The sequence below is a fragment of the Kitasatospora sp. NPDC054768 genome (genome assembly GCF_053612025.1).
The window spans coordinates 1-17,942 of sequence record NZ_JBSHBN010000033.1; the positions used below are offsets into that span (position 1 = coordinate 1).

Consider the following 17,942-nt stretch of genomic DNA (forward strand, 5'->3'; position numbering starts at 1 on the left):
TCGCCCGGTCGTGCGAAAGGGTGGTACCTGGAGGAACGGGACGGGGCGCGGCGGCGGTTCAGGACGTGGCGCGCGCCACGGCACGGGCCCAGTCGGACGGGACGCCCGGGCGGTTCCCGGAACCGCTCGATGGTGTCACCCGGGCGGCGTGTCCCTGGGCGGCGCCGTCGGAATCGGGTGTCGTAGGGCGGGCGGGTCGACCCGTCCGGGTCGGTTCGTCGGAGTCGACGCGTCGGGTTCGATCCGCCCGGGTCGAGCCCGTCCCGTCCGGAACGCCATCGGAGGCGCCGTCATGTCCACCACCGCCGTATTCGCCGTCGACGGCATGAGCTGCGGCCACTGCGAGAAGACGGTCAGCGCCGGGCTCGCCGTCCTGCCCGGCGTCACCGACGTCAGTGCCGACGCGCCGAGCGGCCGGGTCACCGTGGCCTCCGCGCAGCCGCTGGACGAGGCCCTGGTCCGCGGCGTGGTCGACGGGGCCGGGTTCACCTTCGTCGGGCGGGCCTGAGGACGGCGGCGGGGGCCCATCGGGTTCGGATGTCGCCGAGGGCCCCGCCGCCGTGCCGCGGGCCGGGCTCAGCCCATGCTCTTCGCGCCGTCCAACGACTCCCGGATGATGTCGGCGTGACCGGCGTGCTGGGCGGTCTCGTTGGCGACGTGCAGCAGCACCCGGCGGGCCGACCACCGGGCGTCCCCCTCGAACCAGGGGGCCTTCGGCAGCGGCTGGGTGGCGTCCAGGTCGGGGAGGACCGCCACCAGCTCGTCGGTGCGGCCGGCCACCTCGGCGTAGTCCGCGAGGACGCCGGCCAGCGTCTCACCGGGCAGCATCCGGAACTCGTCCGCGCGGCGGGCGACGTCCTCCTCCGTCCAGCTGGTGAAGTCGGGCATCGCGGACGGGCCCTGCACGATGAACTCCGCCCAGATCCGCTCGACGTTGGTCACGTGCTTGATCAGGCCGCCCAGACAGAGCTCGCTCGCACAGGTCCGCAGGCCGGCCTGCTCGTCGGTGAGGTCGCGGGTGGTGAAGCGCAGGAAGTGCCGCTGCTTCTCCAGGGCCTCCAGGAGGTCGGCGCGCTCGCCGGTCAGGTTCTGGGCGGCGGAGGTCGTGGTCATCGTCAAGGCCTTTCGTTCGGGTCCTGCTCCCTCGGACAAGAACAACGTTACGGACCATTGCGGCCACTTCCTGTCCTGAATCCCGGGAGAATCGACGCATGGCGAACACCAGCACCCGGACGCTTCGACTGCTCTCCCTGCTCCAGACCCACCGGTACTGGCCGGGCGACGAACTGGCCGACCGGCTCGGCGTCTCCGTCCGCACCCTGCGCCGCGACATCGACCGGCTGCGCGAACTCGGCTACCCCGTCGAGGCGCAGCGCGGCGTCGACGGCGGCTACCAGCTGGCGGCGGGTGCGGCGCTGCCGCCGCTGGTGATCGACGACGAGGAGGCGGTGGCCCTCGCGGTCGGGCTGCAGGCGGCGGCCGAGAGCCCGGTGGAGGGGGTCGCCGAGGCCTCGGTGCGGGTGCTGGCGAAGGTCGTCCAGGTGATGCCCGCCCGGCTGCGACGGCGGGTGGAGGCGCTGCGCGCGGTGACCGTCCCGGTGGACTGGGGGACGCGGACGGGCGCGGGCGTCGACCCGGACATCCTGACGGTGGTGGCGCTCGCCTGCCGGGACGACGAGCGGGTGCGGTTCTCGTACACGGCCGCCGACGGGCGCGGCACGCAACGGCACGTCGAACCGCACCGGCTGGTCTGCCTGAACCGCCGCTGGTACCTGGTCGCGTACGACCTCGACCGGGCCGACTGGCGCACCTTCCGCCTCGACCGGCTCACCGGCCCCTCCGGCAGCGGCGCCCGCTTCGCCCCGCGCACCCTCCCGGCCGCCGACGCGGCCGAGTTCGTCCGCGCGGGCCTCAACGGCATACCCAGGCCGCACCTGGTGGAGGCCCTGATCGAGTCGCCGGCGGAGCACGTCCGGGCCAGGGTCGGCCGCTGGGCCACCGTGGAACCCGTCACCCCGGACCGCTGCCGGCTGCGGATGACCGCCGACTCGCTCGACTGGCCCGCCATGGCCCTGGGCTCGCTCGGCGCCGAGTTCCGGGTGCTCGCCCCGGACGCGCTGCGGAGCCTGCTCGCCGACTGGAGCGCCCGCTTCGCCCGCGGGTCGGTCGAGGGCGAGGAGTAGGGAGACGCGGGAGCGGGACGTCGGGCTCGTCGGCTCCTGGTGCGGCGTGGTGGATGGGCGGGGGGAGTCGGTCAGGGGGCGATGGTGTCGAGGGTGGTGCGGAGGCGGCTGAGGGCGGCGGGGAGGACGGGGAGCGGGGGTGTGGCGAGGGCCAGGCGCAGGGCGTTGGGGTGGTGGGGGGTGGTGGCGAAGGCGTCGGCGGTGGAGACCAGGATGCCCTCGGCGGCCAGGGCGGCGGCCGCGTGGTCGGGGCGCTGATGGGGTTCGAGGGTGAGCCAGAGGATGTAGGAGGTGGGGTGGGCGGTGGTGGTCAGGCCGGCCAGGGCGGTGCGGGCGACGGCCTGGCGGGCGGCGGCGTCCGCGCGGCGTTCCCGCTCCAGGCGGGCGACCGTACCGTCGGCGAGCCAGCCGGTGGCGAGGGCGGTGATCAGGCCGGGGGCACCCCAGGCCGCCGTGCGCAGGGCGGTGGTGGCAGCCCGGAGCAGGTGGCCGGGCAGGACGGCGAAGCCGAACCGCAGGCCCGGTGCCACGCTCTTGGAGAGGCCGGCCAGGTAGCAGGTGCGCTCGGGGGCGAGGGCGTGCAGGGGTGGCGGCGGCGCGGCCTCCAGGAAGGCGTAGGTGCCGTCCTCGATCAGGGTGAAGCCGTGGTCGGCGGCGAGCCGGACGAGGCGCTCGCGCTGTTCCGGGCCGAGCACCCAGCCGAGCGGGTTGTGGACGGTCGGCTGGGTGTACACCGCCCGCACCGGCCGGGCGCGGCAGAGCCGGTCGAGCGCGTCGAGGTCCGGGCCCGCGGCGGTGACCGGGACGGGCGCCAGGTCCAGCCCGTGGGCGGTGGCGAGCAGCTTGATGCCCGGGTAGCCGAGGGCGTCCACGGCGAGGACGTCGCCGGGGCGGGTGAGCGTCCGCAGGACGCAGTCCAGGGCCTGCTGCGCCCCGCTGGTGAGCAGGACGTTCCCGGGCGCGGCGTCGATCCCGCGGTCCAGCAGGTGGGTGGCCACCGCGGCCCGGTCGTGCCGGTGGCCGCCCGGCGGGTGCTGGCGCAGCAGGGCTTCGGCGTCGCCGGAGGAGGCGAGCGCGCGCAGGGCCTGCCGCAGCCGGTCGCCCTGCCCGGGGGTGAGCGGCTGGTTGAAGGAGAGGTCGGCCACCCGGGGCACCGGGAGGGCGCGGGAGGGTTCGAGGCCGTCGTAGCCGGCGCGCAGCCGGACGAAGGTGCCGCGGCCCTGCTCGCCCACCACCAGTCCGGCGGCGGCCAGTTCGGCGTAGACCCGGGTGGCGGTGGCGAGGGCGATCCGCCGTTCGCGGGCGAGGGCGCGGTGGGTCGGCAACCGTGCGCCGGCCGGGAGCGCGCCGGAGCGGATGGCGGTCGCGTACTGGTCGACGATGGCCTTGTAGGAGGGCGGTCGCACGGGTCACCTGCCGTTCCCGGGAGTGGAGGCACGGGCGTGCCCGGGTGCGCACGGGCGTGGGCCCGAGTGTATCCAGGACAATAAGTGGATTGTCCTGGTCGGGTGTTCCTAGCCTCGTCACATCCAGCAGCGAGGCCAGGAACGGAGCACGCGCCCATGACCATCCGCAGCGAGCGGGACCGGCACGTCGTCACCCTCACCATCGACCGGGAGAAGAAGCTCAACGCCCTCGACTACCCGACGATCGACACGCTGCTCGCCGAACTCGACCGGATCGACGCCGACGACACCGTCCGCGCCGTGATCCTCACCGGCGCCGGCGAGCGGGCGTTCAGCGCGGGGGCCGACATCCCGTCCCTGGCGGCCAGCGTCGCGGGCGGGCCCGAGCGGGCGCTGCGCGAGTTCGTCCGGCGCGGGCACACCCTCACCCGGCGGATCGAGGAGTTTCCCAAGCCGGTCATCGTGGCCGTCAACGGCCTGGCCCACGGCGGTGGTTGCGAGATCACCGAGGCGGCCCCGCTGGCCGTCGCGGCCGCGCACGCGAGCTTCGCCAAGCCCGAGATCTCGCTCGGCTTCCCGCCGCCCTTCGGCGGATCGCAGCGGCTGCCGCGGCACGTCGGCCGCAAGCGCGGCCTGGAGCTGATCCTCACCGGCGACCCGATCCCGGCCGCCCGCGCCGCCGAGATCGGCCTGGTCAACTCGGTCGTCCCGGCCGAAGAACTGATGGAAACGGCACGCCACTTGGCCGAGCGGATCGTCCGGCACGCGCCGACCGCCGTGGCCGCCTGCCTGCGGGCCGTGACCCGGGGCATCAACCTGCCGATCGACGAGGGGCTCGCGGTGGAGGCGGCGGCCTTCGCGGCGACCGTGCCGACCGACGGCGTCCGGGACGGCATCCGGCGCTTCCTGGACCGCTCGTCCTCCGGTGCGGCCTCCTGAGGCGGGTGCGGGAAATCCGCTGTCCGGTGGCGGTCGAGGGCCGATCATGACGGAATGTCGGATATCCGCGCCCGCGTGACCGCCTTCCGTGCCGCCTTCGCCCGCCGCCAGGCGCAGGAGGTCCTCGAACTGCCGGAGTTTCCCGGGGTGTTCGCCGTCCGGAGCGCCGATTACGACCGCTCCGAGGAACACAATCAACTGATCGTCGAGGGGCCGGGAACCGACCCGGCGGCGCTGCCCGGGCTGGCCGCCCGGTGGCTGGGGCCGCGCGACCGGTACCGCGTCACCGTGCTGGACCAGGAGTCGGGCGGGCGAGCAGCCCCGGTGCTGGCGGCAGCGGGGTGGGAGCGGCAGGGCGAGGTGATCCTGACCCGCTCGACGGACGGCTGCACGCATCCCGAACCGGCCGCGAACCCCGTGGAGTTGGACGAAGTACGGGACGCGGTACTGCGTCAGCAGCGGGAGTGGATCGAGGACGAGGAGCTCGCCCGGCAGCTCACCGACCGCCGCGCCGCCCGGCTGCGCGGCGCCGGGCGGGTGCACTTCCTGGCCGTGCGGACACCGACCGGCGAGGTCGCGGCCTGGAGCGACCTCTACCTCGAACCGTCCGCCCGGCTCGCCCAGTTGGAGGACCTGGTGACCGGCTCGCGGCATCGCGGCGCGGGGCACGGCGACACCCTGCTGGCGACCGGCCTGGCGCTGGCGGCCGAAGCCGGCATCCCCCGGCTGTTCCTGCTCGCGGACGCGGTGGACTGGCCGCGCGCGTGGTACGGCCGCCGGGGTTTCGCGGAGATCGGGCGCGGCCACTCCTTCTACGGCCGCTGAGCCGCTGCGGCCACTGGGCTTCTACGGTCGCTGAGCTTCTACGGCCACGGAGTTTCGTGCGGCACTCGCACGGCGCCCCGCACGGCGGCACCGGGCATCATGGAGCCATGGACCGGTACGAGGACCTCCCCGGCGAGGTCAAGGTGATCGACACACCTACGCTCCTGAGACTGCAGGAACGGGCGGAAGGGCTCGGCCTCGCCCAGCGGTTGGGTCGGGCGTGGGTGCGGGCCCATGCCGATCCGCAGGGACGGCACTGGCTGCGGCCGGCGCTGTGGCACGGGCTGACCCACCGCCCGGAGCTGCCGAGGCAGTTGCGCTGCGAGGCGGCGCTCGCCGTGCGGGGCGGGGACCGCGTGCGCAGCCTGCTGGACGTCCTGCCGGAAGACTTCGCCCCGCTGCGGACGGCGACCTCCCGGGACAGGGTGTGGATGCCGGTCGGAGGCGTCCTGTCGGCAGGGGACCGGACCGCCCGGCAGGACGAGGGGTAGCGGCGGCCGGTCGCCGGGTCAGTCCCTCCCCGCTACGACGGCCGGCGGGGTTTCGCGACCGCAGTGGGCGGCGACGGTGTCCGCGAAGGCGCGGGCGAGCGGGCCGAGGTTCTCCCAGTCCCGGACGGCCCAGCCGGCGGTGAGGGCGGGCAGGTCGCGCAGCGGGAGCAGCCGCAGGCCGGGGTGGCCGGGGCCCTGCCACTGCGGGAGCGCGGGGACGACGGCGTGGCCGAGGCCGAGTTCGGCGAGCAGGATCGCGGTGTCCCAGTCCGCGACGCTGGTGTCGAAGACCGGCCGGACGCCCGACTTGCCGAGCCAGGCCTCGACCTGGGAGCGGGAGACGGAGTTCTGCGGCAGCCCGATCAGCCGGGCGTCCTGGAGGTCGGCGGGCGAGATCCGGGCCCGGCCGGCGAGCGGGTCGCCCGCCGCGACCGCGAGCACCCAGGGCAGGTCGACCACCGGCCGCTGGTCGATGCCCCGGGCCGGGGCGCCGAGGGTGATCCAGGCGAGGTCGACCCGGCCGGCGTTGAGCGACTCCAGGCAGCTGCGACTGGAGACCTCCGTCTGGAACTCCAGGCTGACCTGGGGAAAGCGCCGCCGGAAGTCCACCACGGCCGCGGACATGAAGTGCCGGATGCTGGTGGCCCCGGTGGTGATCCGTACGGATCCGCCCTCGCCGCGCGCGAGTTCGGCGATCCGGTGCAGCGCGTGGTCGATGCTTCCGAGCCCGGTGGCGACCGCCGCGCGCAGCAGGCTCCCCGCCCTGGTGGGGACGACCCCGCGCGGGTGGCGCTCGATCAGGGCGAGGCCGACCTCCCGTTCGAGCCGCTTCACGTGCTGGCTGACGGCGGACTGGGTGCGGTTCAGGTCGCGGGCGACGGCGCTGAGCGAGCCGGCCCGGCAGACCGCGGCGAAGACGCGGAGGTCGTCGATGGTCACGGGGACCCAAGGTATCGCTTGGGGGTACCCCAGTAAATCGGCGGATTGACTTGGATGTTCCGGGGGATCGATCATCGGTCCAGGGCCCAGGGCGGCAACCCGCCCGCTGTCCTCGCCGGCGTTCCGGACGCCGTGGCGGGGGCACGGGCGGGTGTCGACCCGCATCCGTGCAAGGCGATGTGCGCGCCGGTGTGCACATCGATGTTCAGGTTGCCGTTCATGTCGATGCGCACGTAAACGTGCGGGAGCGGTGACGTACGACGGGAGGGGGAACGGGCATGCGGTACGCCGATGGTCCGGGTACGCGGTGCGAGGTGTTCGTCGGGGCGCCGGTGGAGCGGGTGTGGGAGCTGGTGACGGACATCGGCCTGCCCGCCCGGCTCAGTCCGGAACTCCACCGCGTCGCCTGGCTGGACGGAGCGGACGGCCCCGCGCCGGGCGCCCGCTTCGAGGGGCACAACACCCGCGCGGGCATGCCCGACTGGCGAACGGTCTCCGAGGTGACGGAGCTGACCGGGCCGGCCGGCGGAACGGGACCGGCCGGGCCCGACGGCCGCCGGGTCTTCGCCTGGGGGGTGATGGACGCGGACGGCCGCTACGGCGAGCCGGTGTCCGACCTCGGCGGGGCACTGGCCCGGTGGCGCTTCGAGCTGACCCCCGAGGGCGACGGCACCCGGCTGCGCCAGTCGGTGGTGATCGGCCCGGGCCGCAGTGGCGCCAGCCTGGTCATCGACGCCAAGCCGGAACTGGAGGAGAAGATCGTCGACTTCCGGCTGAACGAGCTGCGCACCGGCATGACGGCCACCCTCGAAGGCATCAAGGCGCTGGCCGAGCAGGGGGACCGGGCCCGGCCCGAGCGTTGATCCCGAACCCGCGGGGCGGGACGGGCCGACCGGACCGGCCGCCGGTCGTGTTCCGCTGACGGCTGTCGTGGCTGGTCCCGGTGATGGTCCTCCTGGATCCGACCTACGACCGGTGGGACGCCGAGCAGGACGATCCGGTCCTGCTGCCGGTCGAACCGCTGGGCGGAACGGACGACCGGGAGCAGCCGATCCGCGTGGTGGGTCGTCAGTCGGCCGGTCGGGCACCGGGCCGGCGCAGTGCCGCCCGGGCCGGCAGCACGCCGGCGAGCAGGGCCAGGAGCAGGCAGAGGCCGGTGGTGAGGGCCATGGTCGACCAGGGCAGGGCGAGGTCGACCCGGGTGCCGAGCCGGGCGGAGAGGCCGGAGCGGACGCCCGCCAGGGTGACCACCGCGATCAGCAGGCCGAGCGCGGCACCGATCCCGACCACCAGGGTCGACTCGGCGGCCACGATCCGCAGCACCTGACGGCGGGTCGCGCCGGACAGCCGCAGCACCGTGAAGTCCCCGGCCCGCTGGGCGGTGGCCATCAGCAGGGTGTTGGCGACGGCCAGGCTGCTGCAGCCGAGCGACGTGCCGATCAGGACGACCAGGAAGATCCGGACCAGGGCGTCGTCCTCGGAGGTGGTGCGGGAGGCGTACTCGGCGCTGCTCAGCGCCCGGGCGCCGAGCGGGGCGAGGACGGCCGACGAGGTGGCGCCGGCGGTGTGGACGACCGAGGTGAGCGCCGAGGGGTCGTGCGCCCGGACGGTGCGGGTGGTCAGCAGCACGCTCGCGGTGGCGGAGCCGTCGGTGATCTCGGCGACGACCGTGACGTCCACGGTACTGCCGTCCTCGAAGGTGACCGGGACGCGGTGGCCGGTGGTCCAGCCCAGCCAGGCGGCCGTGCCGGCCTTGACCACCATGGTGTTCTCGCCGGTCAGGCCGTCCAGGGAGCCGGAGGTCACGGTCATCCGGGCGCGGGCCCCGCGGAACGCGGCCTCGCTCATCCCCACCGCGCCGACGTGGTCGGTGCCGCCGGCGTAGAGCCGGGTGGGCAGCAGCGAGGCACCGCCCGGTACGGCGGCCACGGCGGCGTCGGAGAGCCCGGGTGTGCCCTGCGGGGTGACCACCGAGGTGGCCTGCTGCCGGACGGTCTCCTCCAGCGCGTAGCCGCCGGCCCGCAGCTGGAACAGTCCGGCGATCAGCACCGCGAAACCCACCGTCACCAGCACCGGAGCGGCGGTCGAGGCGGTGCGCCGGACGGCGGTCACCGCACTCTCCCGGGCCACCGCGGCGGTGGCGCCGCGCAGCCCGGCCAGCGGCCGGCAGACCGCGCGGACGATCGGCGGGAGGACGGCGGGTGCGAACAGCATGAGCCCGACGATCAGCGCCATGGCCGCGTACAGGGCGTTGTTGATCATGCTGTCGGACTCGCTTCCGGCCGCGACCACCACCAGCCCGAGCCCGAGGGCGGTGGAGATCCCGCCGGCGATCCACCGGCCGCGGGTCATCGGCCGGTGCTCGACGGCGGCCTCGCGCAGCGCCTCCAGCGGGGCCGTCCGGGCCGCCCGGCGGGAGGCTGACCAGACCCCGAGCAGCGCGACCACCAGGCCCAGCGCGAAGGAGCCGAGCAGCGGCAGCGCCCGGAACCGTACGGTGAATCCCGCCGGCTCCAGGCCGCCCTCGACCATCAGCGCGCCCAGCGCGGGCGCCAGCAGCGCGCCGAGCAGTACGCCCGCACCGCCGGCCGCGACGCCCACCCCGAGCGACTCGGCGTACACCGTGCGCGCGATCTGACGGGGGGTGGCGCCGATGGTGCGCAGCAGGCCGAACTCGCGCCGCCGCTGGACGATCGCGAAGGCGAAGGTGGAGGCGACCACGAAGACGGAGACGAAGGCGGTCAGCCCGGCCGTCGCGGTCAGGATCTGCAGGCCGATCCAGCGGGTCTTCTCGGCGCTCCTGTCCTCCAGAGCGGTGAGCGCGGCGCCGTGCAGCACCGTCCCGTCGCCGCCCACGGCGGAGGCCGCGGCCGCGGCGACGGCCGGGACGTCGGCGCCCGGCGCGGTGACCAGGCCGATCACCCGGACCCCGGGGGCGAGCGCCTCGGCGGCGCGGTCGGACAGGTAGAGGGACGGCGGGTCGACGGTCCCGGGGGCGGCTCCGGGGACAGTCCCTGACACGAGGCCGGACACGGTGTAGCGGGCCGGGCCGGCGGCGGTGAGCAGGGTGACCGGCGAGCCGGGTGCCAGGCCCAGCGAGGCGTCCAGCACCACCTGGTGCTCGTCGGCCGGCGGGCCGCCCGCGACGAGCCGCTCGGGCCCGAACGCGGTGCCGGACCAGTTGCGGCCGCGCGGTTCCGGGCCCGGGGCGCCCACCGGCCTTCCGTCGATCACCGGCTGGGCGTAGAAGGCGCGGTCCGGCACGGCCTGGGCCACGCCCGGGACGGCGGCCAGGGCGTGCAGCAGCTCCCGGGTGCGTGCCCGCGACCAGGGCCGGCCCGGGGTGAAGGTGCCGTCGGACTGGTCGACGGCGGGGCTCTGCACCACGACCCGGGTGCCCGCGTAGCGTCGGGGCACCTCCGGTTCGGCCGAGGTGAGCACCAGGGCGGTCATGGCCAGGACCGTCACGCCCAGGCCGAGCGCGACGAAGGTGCCGAGGAGGGACGTCCAGCGGGCGCGGACGGCGGCGAGGCTCAGCATGCCGGGGCCTCCAGGGCGGCCATCCGGCCGGCGATGACCGCGGCCTCGCTGCGGCCGTGCAGCTCTTCCACGATCCGTCCGTCGGCGAGCAGCAGGACGCGGTCGGCGTAGCCGGCGGCGGTCGGGTCGTGGGTCACCATGATCACGGTCTGCCGGTGGCGGTCGACGATGCCGCGCAGCAGGGTGAGGACCTCGCGCGAGGTACGGGTGTCCAGGGCGCCGGTCGGCTCGTCGGCGAACAGCACGGCGGGCCGGGTGATCAGCGCCCGGGCGATCGCGACGCGCTGCTGCTCGCCGCCGGACAATTCGCTCGGCCGGTGCCCGCCGCGGTGGCCGAGCCCCACCTCGGCGAGTGCCGTGGCGAGTTCGGCCCGGTCCGGGCGGCGCCCGGCCAGCCGCAGGGGCAGGGCCACGTTCTGTTCGGCGGTCAGCGCGGAGACCAGGTTGAAGGACTGGAAGACGAAGCCGAGGCGCTCGCGGCGCAGCAGGGTCAGCCGGGTCTCGTCCAGGCCGCCGAGTTCGGTGCCGTCGATCACCACGGTGCCGTCGGAGACCCGGTCCAGGCCGGCCGCGCAGTGCAGCAGCGTCGACTTTCCGGAGCCGGAGGGGCCCATCACCGCAGTGAAGCTGCCGCGCGGAAAGGCGACGGTCACGTCGTCCAGTGCGGTGACGGCGCGGTCGCCGGTGCCGTACTGCTTGGTCACGGCCCGCAGGAGGACCGTGTCGGTCGAGTTCGTCATGGTCCCAGGCAACCCGTCAACGGTGGGGGAGCGCAGGGGCGTTGGGGCGAGAGCAGAGGTAGTGCCAGCACCCCTGCGGCGGGCGGTGGGCGGCGGCTAGGGTCGGCAGGGTGATCGCTGTCCGCAACACCCTGGAGGCGCTGGCCCAGCGGCCGTCGGCGTTCCTCGGCTCCATGTGGCCGTGGCGCGCGCTGGGCTTCCTGCTCGCGGGAGCCGTGGTGGGGGCGACGGCCGCCGGGCTGGCGGCGCTGGCGGTGCTGCTGTGGGGCGGCCTGGGGCCCCTGGCGGTGGCGGTCGTGCTGCCGCCGCTGGCCCTGGCGGGGCGGGCGGTGACCGGGTACGAGCGGTGGCGGCTGCGGCTGGTGCTGCCCGGGGCGGGGCCGTCCGGGCGGGTGCGGTCGGGGCGGGTGGTGCCGGGGTCGGTACCGTCAGGGTCGGTACCGTCGGGTCCGGGGCCGCGGGGCGGGGCGGAGGGGCGGCGTGGACGTGCCCGCGAACTGTTCCGGGGGCCGGCGGCCCGGCGCGACCTCGGCTACGGGCTGGTCTCCCTGCTGCTGCTCTGGTGGATCGACCTCGGACTGGTCGCGGTGGGCCTCGGCACCCCGCTGTTCCTGCTGGCCGCCCCGTTCCAGCCCACCGCGAACCCCACCGCCTCCTGGCTCGGACCGCTCGCCGGACTCGTGCTGCTCCCGGTGGCGGCCTACCCGCTGGCGGCCTGGGCGGGGGTACGGGCGGTGACCGCCCGGGCCGTGCTGGAGCCCGCCGAGAACGAGCTGACCCGAGTGGTGGCCTCGCGGGCCCGGCTGGTGGACGCGTACGAGGTGGAACGGCGACGGATCGAGCGCGACCTGCACGACGGCGCCCAGCAGCGGCTGGTCTCGCTCTCCGTCAAGCTCGGCCTGGCCGGTCTCGACCTGCCCGAGGAGTCGGCCGCTGCCCGGCAGGTCCGGGAGGCCCGGGAGGAGGTGCAGACGGCGCTGCGGGAACTGCGCGAACTGATCCACGGCATCCATCCGCAGGTCCTCACCGACCGGGGGCTGGAACCGGCGGTGCGGGACCTCGCGGGCCGCTCGGCGGTGCCGGTGGACGTCGACGTCGCGCTGCCCGGACGGCCGCCCGCCCCGGTCGAGGCCGCCGCCTACTTCGTGGTCTGCGAGGCGCTGGCGAACGTGGTCCGGCACAGCGGCGCCCGGCGCGCCTCGGTGCACGGCCGCGCGGCGGCGGACGGGCTGGTGCTGGAGATCCGGGACGACGGGGCCGGCGGCGCCGACCCGGCCGCCGGAACCGGTCTGCTGGGCATCAGCGACCGGCTCGCCGTTATCGACGGCACCCTGTGCCTGCGTTCCCCGGCCGGTGGGCCGACCGTCCTGCGAGTGGAGATCCCGTGCCGGCACTTCGGTTAGTCGTCGCGGAGGACTCGGTGCTCCTGCGGGAGGGCCTGGTCTCCCTGCTGGAGCGGTTCGGGCACACCGTGGCGGCCGCCGTCGGCGACGCCCCGGCACTGGTCGAGGCGGTCCGGGAGCACCGGCCGGACGTGGTGGTCGTCGACGTCCGGATGCCCCCGGACAACACCGACGACGGACTGCGCGCGGCCCGCCGGCTGCGCGAGGAGGATCCGCGGCTGCCCGTCCTGGTGCTCAGTCAGTACGTCTCGCAGGGGTACACCGCGGAGCTGATCTCCGCCGGCGACCGGGGCGCGGGCACCGGCTACCTGCTCAAGGACCGGATCGGCGAGGTGCGGGAGTTCGTCGCCGCCCTCACCGACGTGGCCGGGGGCGGGACGGTGGTGGACCCGGAGGTGGTCCGCCAGTTGCTGACCCGCCGGCACGACCCGCTGCAGCGCCTGAGCCCCAAGGAGCGCGAGGTGCTGGCGCTGATCGCGGAGGGCCGTTCCAACGCGGCCGTCGCCCGTCGGCTGGTGGTCACCGAGGCCACGGTGGCCAAGCGGATCGCGAGCATCTTCACCAAGCTCGACCTGCCGCAGGCGCCGGACGACCACCGCCGGGTGCTGGCGGTGCTGAGGTACCTGGGGTCGTGAGGGCCCGCCGCGGCCGTGGCTGCGGTCGGCGGCCGTCAGTTCGGCGTGGCCGTCACCAGGACACCGGGTAGCGCACCGGGTGCCTGCCGATCCGGCCGGGCAGCAGGCCGATGACGACCAGCAGCACGGTGGCCAGGACGAGCAGCGGGAGGAAGGGCACGGGGTGCGGGGCCTTGCAGGACCACGATCACGGCGGTGGCCGCGGCCGGGGAGTGCGAGAGGTGGGTGAGCATCATCGCGCCCAGTGAGAGCCCGGCGGCCACGGCCGCGCCCCAGGTGGTACTGCCGGTGACGGCCAGGGTGGCGAAGCCGATCGGGGCCGACATCAGCCGGCCGCCGATCGGGTTGCGCGGCTGCGAGATCGGCAGCGCGGGCGCTCCGTGCACCAGCGCGGCACTGGCGGCCAACGGCGGGATCAGCAGCGGTTGAATGAAAGGTAGGACGTTTTGCCTGTCGGACAGTATCCGTCCACGGCGCCGGACCACCTCGGGAACCAGAGCGAGAGTGAGCAGCCCATGACCACGCCTTCCGTCACCGTCTTCCGGGACGTCCGCCCGTACGGTGCCGACCGGGCCGTCGACCTGGTCGCCGTGGACGGTCGGACCGATCAGCCCGCGCCGACCAGCGTCGCCGGGAGGTAGCCGGAGGATATGCCCAGCTCCCACCCGTGCGCCTGGACCGCGAGGGCGGCGAGGGCGATCGGGACGACCGGGAGCAGGGTGCGGGGCCGGGCCGTCGCGGGCGTGCTGTCGCGGTGGAGGGCGAGGCGGGCGGCGAGCGCCTCCTCGAAGGCGGCCCGGTCGTCGTCCAGCAGGACCCGCAGCAGCCGCTGGTCCGGGCTCAGCCCGCCGGGTGCCGCCCCGGCCGCGGCGTCCAGGCCCCGGGCGGCGGCCGCGCGCTCGTCGGCGTCCGGCTTGCGCAGCGGGACGGGACCGGGGGCGATCCACGGCGACCGCTCCGTCTCCACGACGAAGAGGTACGAGCCGAGGGCCGTCATCCCGGCCAGGTCCGCGGGCTCGGAGACGGACGTCAGGTCCGAGTGGGGCAGGCCGTCGCGGACCGCGGGCGCGTAGTCCTCGACGAGCAGCGGGCCGAGCATGCGGTCGCGGTGCGGCAGCAGACCGCCGATCAGGCACATCGCGAAGGCCTCCACCCAGGTCGCGGCCGTGGGCGCGAAGTCCACGACCGCACCGAAGCGGACGTCCTCGCTGTCCAGCGTCCTGCCGATGTACGGGAAGGGGACGTCGAAGTCGCCCCGGGGGAAGCAGCCGAGCTGGAGCACGCCGAGGGCGCACTCGGCCGCCGTCCACACGGCCGCGCGGGCGTCGGCTCCGGTGAGGCCCCCGTCCTCCAGGGAGAGGGCGGCGACGTGGTCGAGCAGCTCCTCGCCCATCGCGCGGACCGACCCGATGGTCAACTCGTCCTCAAGGTCGTACCAATGGCCGAGCGCCCGGCCGCGGACGTCCCCCAGGGCGTCGCGGATCCGCTGCTGGACCACGGTGTGACGCGTCACTTCCCGCACGTGCTGGTGCCTCCCCGTCGGTGGTGCGGTCCGTCGTCCCGCGTACCCGTGCTGACGGAGAGGCACGCTAGCAGCGACCACTGACGCCAGGAGCCGGCGCTCAGAGGAGGCGGGCCGCGCCGGTCTCGTGGAGGTGGACCAGGGCGTCGTAGGCCGGGCCGATCGCCAGACGCGGCAGCGGGTCGCTGCGGAACTCCGTCCCGGCGTCGTAGGTCGGGCGGGCGGTGTCCAGCCAGGAGCGGGTGGCCGGCGGGGCGGAGCGCAGGTCGACGTCGTAGTCGCGGGGGCGCACCCGGTCGAGGACGTACTCGTTCATTCCGGCGGTGGCCGGGGGAACGGTGACCTTCTTCCAGTCGGGGGCGAACGGGGAGTCCTTGGTGAGGAACGAGCCGCGGCCGAAGGCGAGACCGATGGCGACGTAGCCCGTGCCGAGGGCGTCGCGCAGGTACTCGCCCTGGGTCCTGGGGGTAGAGCTCGGGGTCGCTGCTCCAGTAACGGCAGGGAGAGTGGATCCCCCTGCCACTATCAAGCTACAGCGTGACCCGGGGCTTGCGGCAAGGCCCCCGTTGTGGCGCAGAATCCCGACCGTAAGGCCATGACCTGCGGAAACGGGAGTCGTGAAATGCGCGTGTTGATGACGACATGGGGATCGCGCGGGGATGTCGAGCCGCTGGCGGGGCTGGCGGCGGCGCTGCGGGGGCTCGGCGCGGAGGTGCGGGTGTGCGCGCCGCCGGATGAGGAGTTCGCGGCCCTGCTGGCGAGGGTCGGGGTGCCGCTGGTGCCGCTCGGCCCGTCGGTGCGCTCGATCGTCGCCGGTCCTGAGCTGCCGACGGCGGAGGACGCGTTCCGGCTGGCCCGCGAGCTGGTCGCCGCGAGGTTCGAGACGCTGACCGCGGCGGCCGAGGGCTGCGACGTGCTGCTGGCGACCGGCCTGATGCCGGCGGGGGCGCGGGACGTCGCGGAGAAGCTCGGCCTCCACTACGTGCTGGCCTGCTTCCACATCTTCGGACTGCCCTCACGGCACTTCCGTCCCGGCCGGCGGCCGGGCACGCCGTCCCCGCAGGACGAGACCGACTACCGGAAGCTCTGGGAGCAGGACGCCCAGCGGGTCAACGGGCTGTACCGGGAGGCGCTCAACGACCACCGGGCGGCCATCGGTCTGCCGCCGGTGCAGAACGTCCGCGACCACGTCTTCACCGAGCGGCCGTGGCTGGCGGCGGATCCGACCCTGTGCCCGTCGGAGGGCATGACGGAACTCGACGTGGTGCCGACCGGGGCGTGGATCTTCCCCGACGACCGCCCGCTCCCGGCCGACCTGGAGGCGTTCCTGGACGCCGGTGAACCACCCGTGTACGTCGGCTTCGGCAGCATGGCCGCGCATGCCCCGGAGGGCATCGCGCGGGTGGCCGTCGAAGCGAGCCGTGCGCACGGCCGCCGGGTGCTGCTCGCCCGGGGTTGGGCCGGGCTCACCCCGATCGACGACCGCGAGGACTGTCACGTCGTCGGCGAGGTGAACCAGCAGGCCCTGTTCCGCAGGGTGGCCGCCGTCGTCCACCACGGCGGCGCCGGCACCACGACGACCGCGGCCGTGGCGGGCGTGCCGCAGGTGGTCGTCCCCCGGATCGCCGACCAGCCGTACTGGGCCGCCCGGGTCGCCGAGTTGGGCATCGGCGCGGCCCACCTCGACCGGACGCCGACCGTAGACTCGCTCTCCGCCGCGCTCGGTACGGCCCTGGTGCCCGGGACCCGGGCGCGGGCGGGGGCCGTGGCCGGCGGCATCCGTACCGACGGGGCAACGGTGGCCGCGAGGCTGCTGTTCGAAGCCGTGGGCCGGAAGGTGCCCGCCGGGTCCGGGTGAGTGTCCGGGGAGCCGGGCCGCGCAGGTGCCGGGTGAACGGCGGTGCGGGCCGGGTGGGTTCGATTCCGGATCGGCCTCCTTCCGATCGAACAGGGGTGGTTGTCGGCCCGCGCACGGCCGGTTCCGGCACTGATCCGGCGACCGGCGGCCGGGTGTCGGCAGGGTCGGTTAGGGTGCCCACTTGCGCGCCCGGTCACCGCAGGCCATGCGCGAGGGGAGGGCGGCATGACCGACGGCACGCACGGGGGAGTGGGACAGGACGGGGACGGCATCCAATGGCTCGCCGAGATCGGCCGGCCGGCCACGGGTCGACCGTCAACGGGACGCCGGTCAACCGGCCGACCGTCAACGGCCGGACCCGACCCGGACGGTGAGGTCGGCGGCGTCGTCTTCGCCCGGGGGATCACGCCCCAGGAGCTCGCCCGCCGGATGGGCGCCGACCCGGCCACCGCGACCGAGCCGATCAGCGACACCGAGATCCGGGACCTGGACATCGAGGTCTACCGCCCCGGTGACGACGGCGACGGTGTGATCCGGGTCGGCGAGTGCGCCGGCTGGTCGTTCGCGATCGAGTACGGCGACTCCACGGGCGGCGAACTGCTCATCGAGATAGCGCGCGACGGCGTCGAGGTGGTGCACTTCCGCCCGATGCCGGAGCAGCGGCCGGCCCTGCTCGACTACGCCCGGGACGGCGCCGTGCTGTGCGGCTTCGGCCTGGGCGAGGAACGCTGGCGCTGGGGCCAGGAGCCGGACCTGCTGGTGCCGGACCTGGTCGCCGCCGGAGTCCTGGAGGCCGACGGCGTGACCCCTCGCGACCCCGGGCGCGAGCCCGAAGGGGCCGCCCTCCGCCGCGCCCTCGGTGCCGTCGAGCGGCGCTTCGGGCTGAGCCTGCCCCGGGCCGCCCTCGGCGGGCTGCGCCTGCCGGCGTACGCGGTGCGGGGAACCCCGGGCATGGCGCTGCGCTGAGGGGCTGCTGCGCCGGCGACCCGCGGCACCGATGGCCCGCGAAGCGTTGACGCAGGCGCGGAGGAGGGCCCGGCAGACGAAGGGCAGGGCGAACGGCGGACGCGGGAGCGGCGGGAACGGCAGCGACAGGAACGGCAGACGCGGGAGGGACAGGAACGAGAGCGGCAGGCGCGGAAGCGACGGGAACAGGGTGGTCACGGCAGGGTTCCTTTCCGGGCCCCACCGGCGGGGCCCCGATGGCCGTCATCCTTGCGCGCCGGCTGCTCGTCGCACATGTGCCGATCGGGAGGTTCCCGAGGCGCAATTCCTGCCCTGGCCCTGCCGATCGGCAGGGCCAGGGCAGGACGGGGGCCGGGGGAGACGCGCCCCCACCGTCGTCGCGAGCCTCCGCAGCCGGGCCGTGGGGCCCCGTCCTTCACCCGGTGGGCCGGTGGAATCCGGTTCGGCGCACGCCCCCGTCCAGGGGGTTCCACCAGGCATCCGCGGGATCCGGCC

The 17,942-nt window shown here is 75.2% G+C and carries 18 protein-coding genes and 1 pseudogene; 11 read left to right on the forward strand and 8 right to left on the reverse strand.

The window, feature by feature from the left end:
- Positions 1-292: 292 nt before the first annotated feature.
- Positions 293-508, forward strand: coding sequence for a heavy-metal-associated domain-containing protein (locus ACWGKU_RS12990; RefSeq protein ID WP_359898470.1), 216 nt, complete (start codon positions 293-295; stop codon positions 506-508).
- A gap of 68 nt (positions 509-576) precedes the next feature.
- Here ACWGKU_RS12990 and ACWGKU_RS12995 read toward each other — a convergent pair whose 3' ends face one another.
- Positions 577-1,113 (reverse strand): DinB family protein, encoded by a 537-nt coding sequence (locus ACWGKU_RS12995; RefSeq protein WP_401050534.1) that lies wholly within the window; start codon positions 1,111-1,113, stop codon positions 577-579.
- A gap of 98 nt (positions 1,114-1,211) precedes the next feature.
- On the opposite strand from ACWGKU_RS12995, the gene ACWGKU_RS13000 reads away from it, so the two are divergent.
- The gene (locus ACWGKU_RS13000) at positions 1,212-2,183 is read left to right on the forward strand and encodes a helix-turn-helix transcriptional regulator (protein WP_401050532.1); all 972 of its coding nucleotides are present in this window, start codon (positions 1,212-1,214) and stop codon (positions 2,181-2,183) included.
- A 71-nt stretch (positions 2,184-2,254) separates the two neighbouring features.
- Here ACWGKU_RS13000 and ACWGKU_RS13005 read toward each other — a convergent pair whose 3' ends face one another.
- Positions 2,255-3,589, reverse strand: a complete 1,335-nt coding sequence (locus ACWGKU_RS13005; protein ID WP_452179199.1) for an aminotransferase-like domain-containing protein — start codon at positions 3,587-3,589, stop codon at positions 2,255-2,257.
- A gap of 156 nt (positions 3,590-3,745) precedes the next feature.
- On the opposite strand from ACWGKU_RS13005, the gene ACWGKU_RS13010 reads away from it, so the two are divergent.
- The 3 genes from ACWGKU_RS13010 to ACWGKU_RS13020 all read left to right on the forward strand — a co-directional run bounded on the left by ACWGKU_RS13010 (position 3,746) and on the right by ACWGKU_RS13020 (position 5,844).
- The gene (locus ACWGKU_RS13010; RefSeq protein WP_452179200.1) at positions 3,746-4,528 is read left to right on the forward strand and encodes a crotonase/enoyl-CoA hydratase family protein; all 783 of its coding nucleotides are present in this window, start codon (positions 3,746-3,748) and stop codon (positions 4,526-4,528) included.
- A gap of 75 nt (positions 4,529-4,603) precedes the next feature.
- Positions 4,604-5,353 carry a GNAT family N-acetyltransferase gene (locus tag ACWGKU_RS13015; protein WP_452179201.1) on the forward strand — a complete coding sequence of 250 codons (750 nt, stop codon included), beginning with the start codon at positions 4,604-4,606 and terminating at the stop codon, positions 5,351-5,353.
- A 107-nt stretch (positions 5,354-5,460) separates the two neighbouring features.
- Positions 5,461-5,844 carry a hypothetical protein gene (locus tag ACWGKU_RS13020; RefSeq protein WP_401049347.1) on the forward strand — a complete coding sequence of 128 codons (384 nt, stop codon included), beginning with the start codon at positions 5,461-5,463 and terminating at the stop codon, positions 5,842-5,844.
- Positions 5,845-5,862: 18 nt separating this feature from the next.
- On the opposite strand, the gene ACWGKU_RS13025 is transcribed toward ACWGKU_RS13020, so the two are convergent.
- On the reverse strand, positions 5,863-6,783 hold the full coding sequence (locus tag ACWGKU_RS13025; protein ID WP_452179202.1) for a LysR family transcriptional regulator: 921 nt from the start codon (positions 6,781-6,783) through the stop codon (positions 5,863-5,865).
- A 278-nt stretch (positions 6,784-7,061) separates the two neighbouring features.
- On the opposite strand from ACWGKU_RS13025, the gene ACWGKU_RS13030 reads away from it, so the two are divergent.
- On the forward strand, positions 7,062-7,646 hold the full coding sequence (locus tag ACWGKU_RS13030; protein WP_380540621.1) for an SRPBCC family protein: 585 nt from the start codon (positions 7,062-7,064) through the stop codon (positions 7,644-7,646).
- Between the two features lie 205 nt (positions 7,647-7,851).
- Here the strand turns inward: ACWGKU_RS13030 and ACWGKU_RS13035 are convergent, their stop codons facing one another.
- Positions 7,852-10,323: an FtsX-like permease family protein gene (locus ACWGKU_RS13035; RefSeq protein WP_452179203.1), complete on the reverse strand. Its 2,472-nt coding sequence runs from the start codon at positions 10,321-10,323 to the stop codon at positions 7,852-7,854.
- The gene (locus ACWGKU_RS13040; protein ID WP_401049341.1) at positions 10,317-11,063 is read right to left on the reverse strand and encodes an ABC transporter ATP-binding protein; all 747 of its coding nucleotides are present in this window, start codon (positions 11,061-11,063) and stop codon (positions 10,317-10,319) included. The genes ACWGKU_RS13035 and ACWGKU_RS13040 overlap by 7 nt, the downstream gene beginning before the upstream one ends.
- Positions 11,064-11,173: 110 nt before the next feature.
- Here ACWGKU_RS13040 and ACWGKU_RS13045 point away from each other — a divergent pair, with 110 nt between their 5' ends.
- Both ACWGKU_RS13045 and ACWGKU_RS13050 read left to right on the forward strand, forming a co-directional pair.
- Positions 11,174-12,466, forward strand: a complete 1,293-nt coding sequence (locus tag ACWGKU_RS13045) for a histidine kinase (protein ID WP_452179204.1) — start codon at positions 11,174-11,176, stop codon at positions 12,464-12,466.
- Complete coding sequence (locus ACWGKU_RS13050; protein ID WP_359898483.1) at positions 12,448-13,101, forward strand: response regulator transcription factor; 654 nt, start codon at positions 12,448-12,450, stop codon at positions 13,099-13,101. The genes ACWGKU_RS13045 and ACWGKU_RS13050 overlap by 19 nt, the downstream gene beginning before the upstream one ends.
- Before the next feature lie 224 nt (positions 13,102-13,325).
- On the opposite strand, the pseudogene ACWGKU_RS13055 reads toward ACWGKU_RS13050, so the two are convergent.
- A pseudogene (locus tag ACWGKU_RS13055) lies at positions 13,326-13,586 on the reverse strand (HPP family protein); the annotation flags it as partial.
- A 30-nt stretch (positions 13,587-13,616) separates the two neighbouring features.
- On the opposite strand from ACWGKU_RS13055, the gene ACWGKU_RS13060 reads away from it, so the two are divergent.
- Entirely contained in the window at positions 13,617-13,742 is a 126-nt protein-coding gene (locus ACWGKU_RS13060; protein ID WP_452179205.1) for a hypothetical protein, read from the forward strand.
- Here ACWGKU_RS13060 and ACWGKU_RS13065 read toward each other — a convergent pair.
- The gene (locus tag ACWGKU_RS13065) at positions 13,709-14,614 is read right to left on the reverse strand and encodes an immunity 49 family protein (RefSeq protein WP_452179206.1); all 906 of its coding nucleotides are present in this window, start codon (positions 14,612-14,614) and stop codon (positions 13,709-13,711) included. The two genes, ACWGKU_RS13060 and ACWGKU_RS13065, sit on opposite strands and share 34 nt — an antisense overlap.
- 109 nt (positions 14,615-14,723) lie before the next feature.
- On the reverse strand, positions 14,724-15,146 hold the full coding sequence (locus ACWGKU_RS13070) for an erythromycin esterase family protein (RefSeq protein WP_452179207.1): 423 nt from the start codon (positions 15,144-15,146) through the stop codon (positions 14,724-14,726).
- Between the two features lie 99 nt (positions 15,147-15,245).
- Between ACWGKU_RS13070 and ACWGKU_RS13075 the strand changes: the two genes are divergently transcribed.
- On the forward strand, positions 15,246-16,481 hold the full coding sequence (locus tag ACWGKU_RS13075; RefSeq protein ID WP_452179208.1) for a glycosyltransferase: 1,236 nt from the start codon (positions 15,246-15,248) through the stop codon (positions 16,479-16,481).
- Between the two features lie 225 nt (positions 16,482-16,706).
- Positions 16,707-17,447 (forward strand): DUF6461 domain-containing protein, encoded by a 741-nt coding sequence (locus tag ACWGKU_RS13080; protein ID WP_452179209.1) that lies wholly within the window; start codon positions 16,707-16,709, stop codon positions 17,445-17,447.
- Positions 17,448-17,942 lie beyond the last annotated feature (495 nt).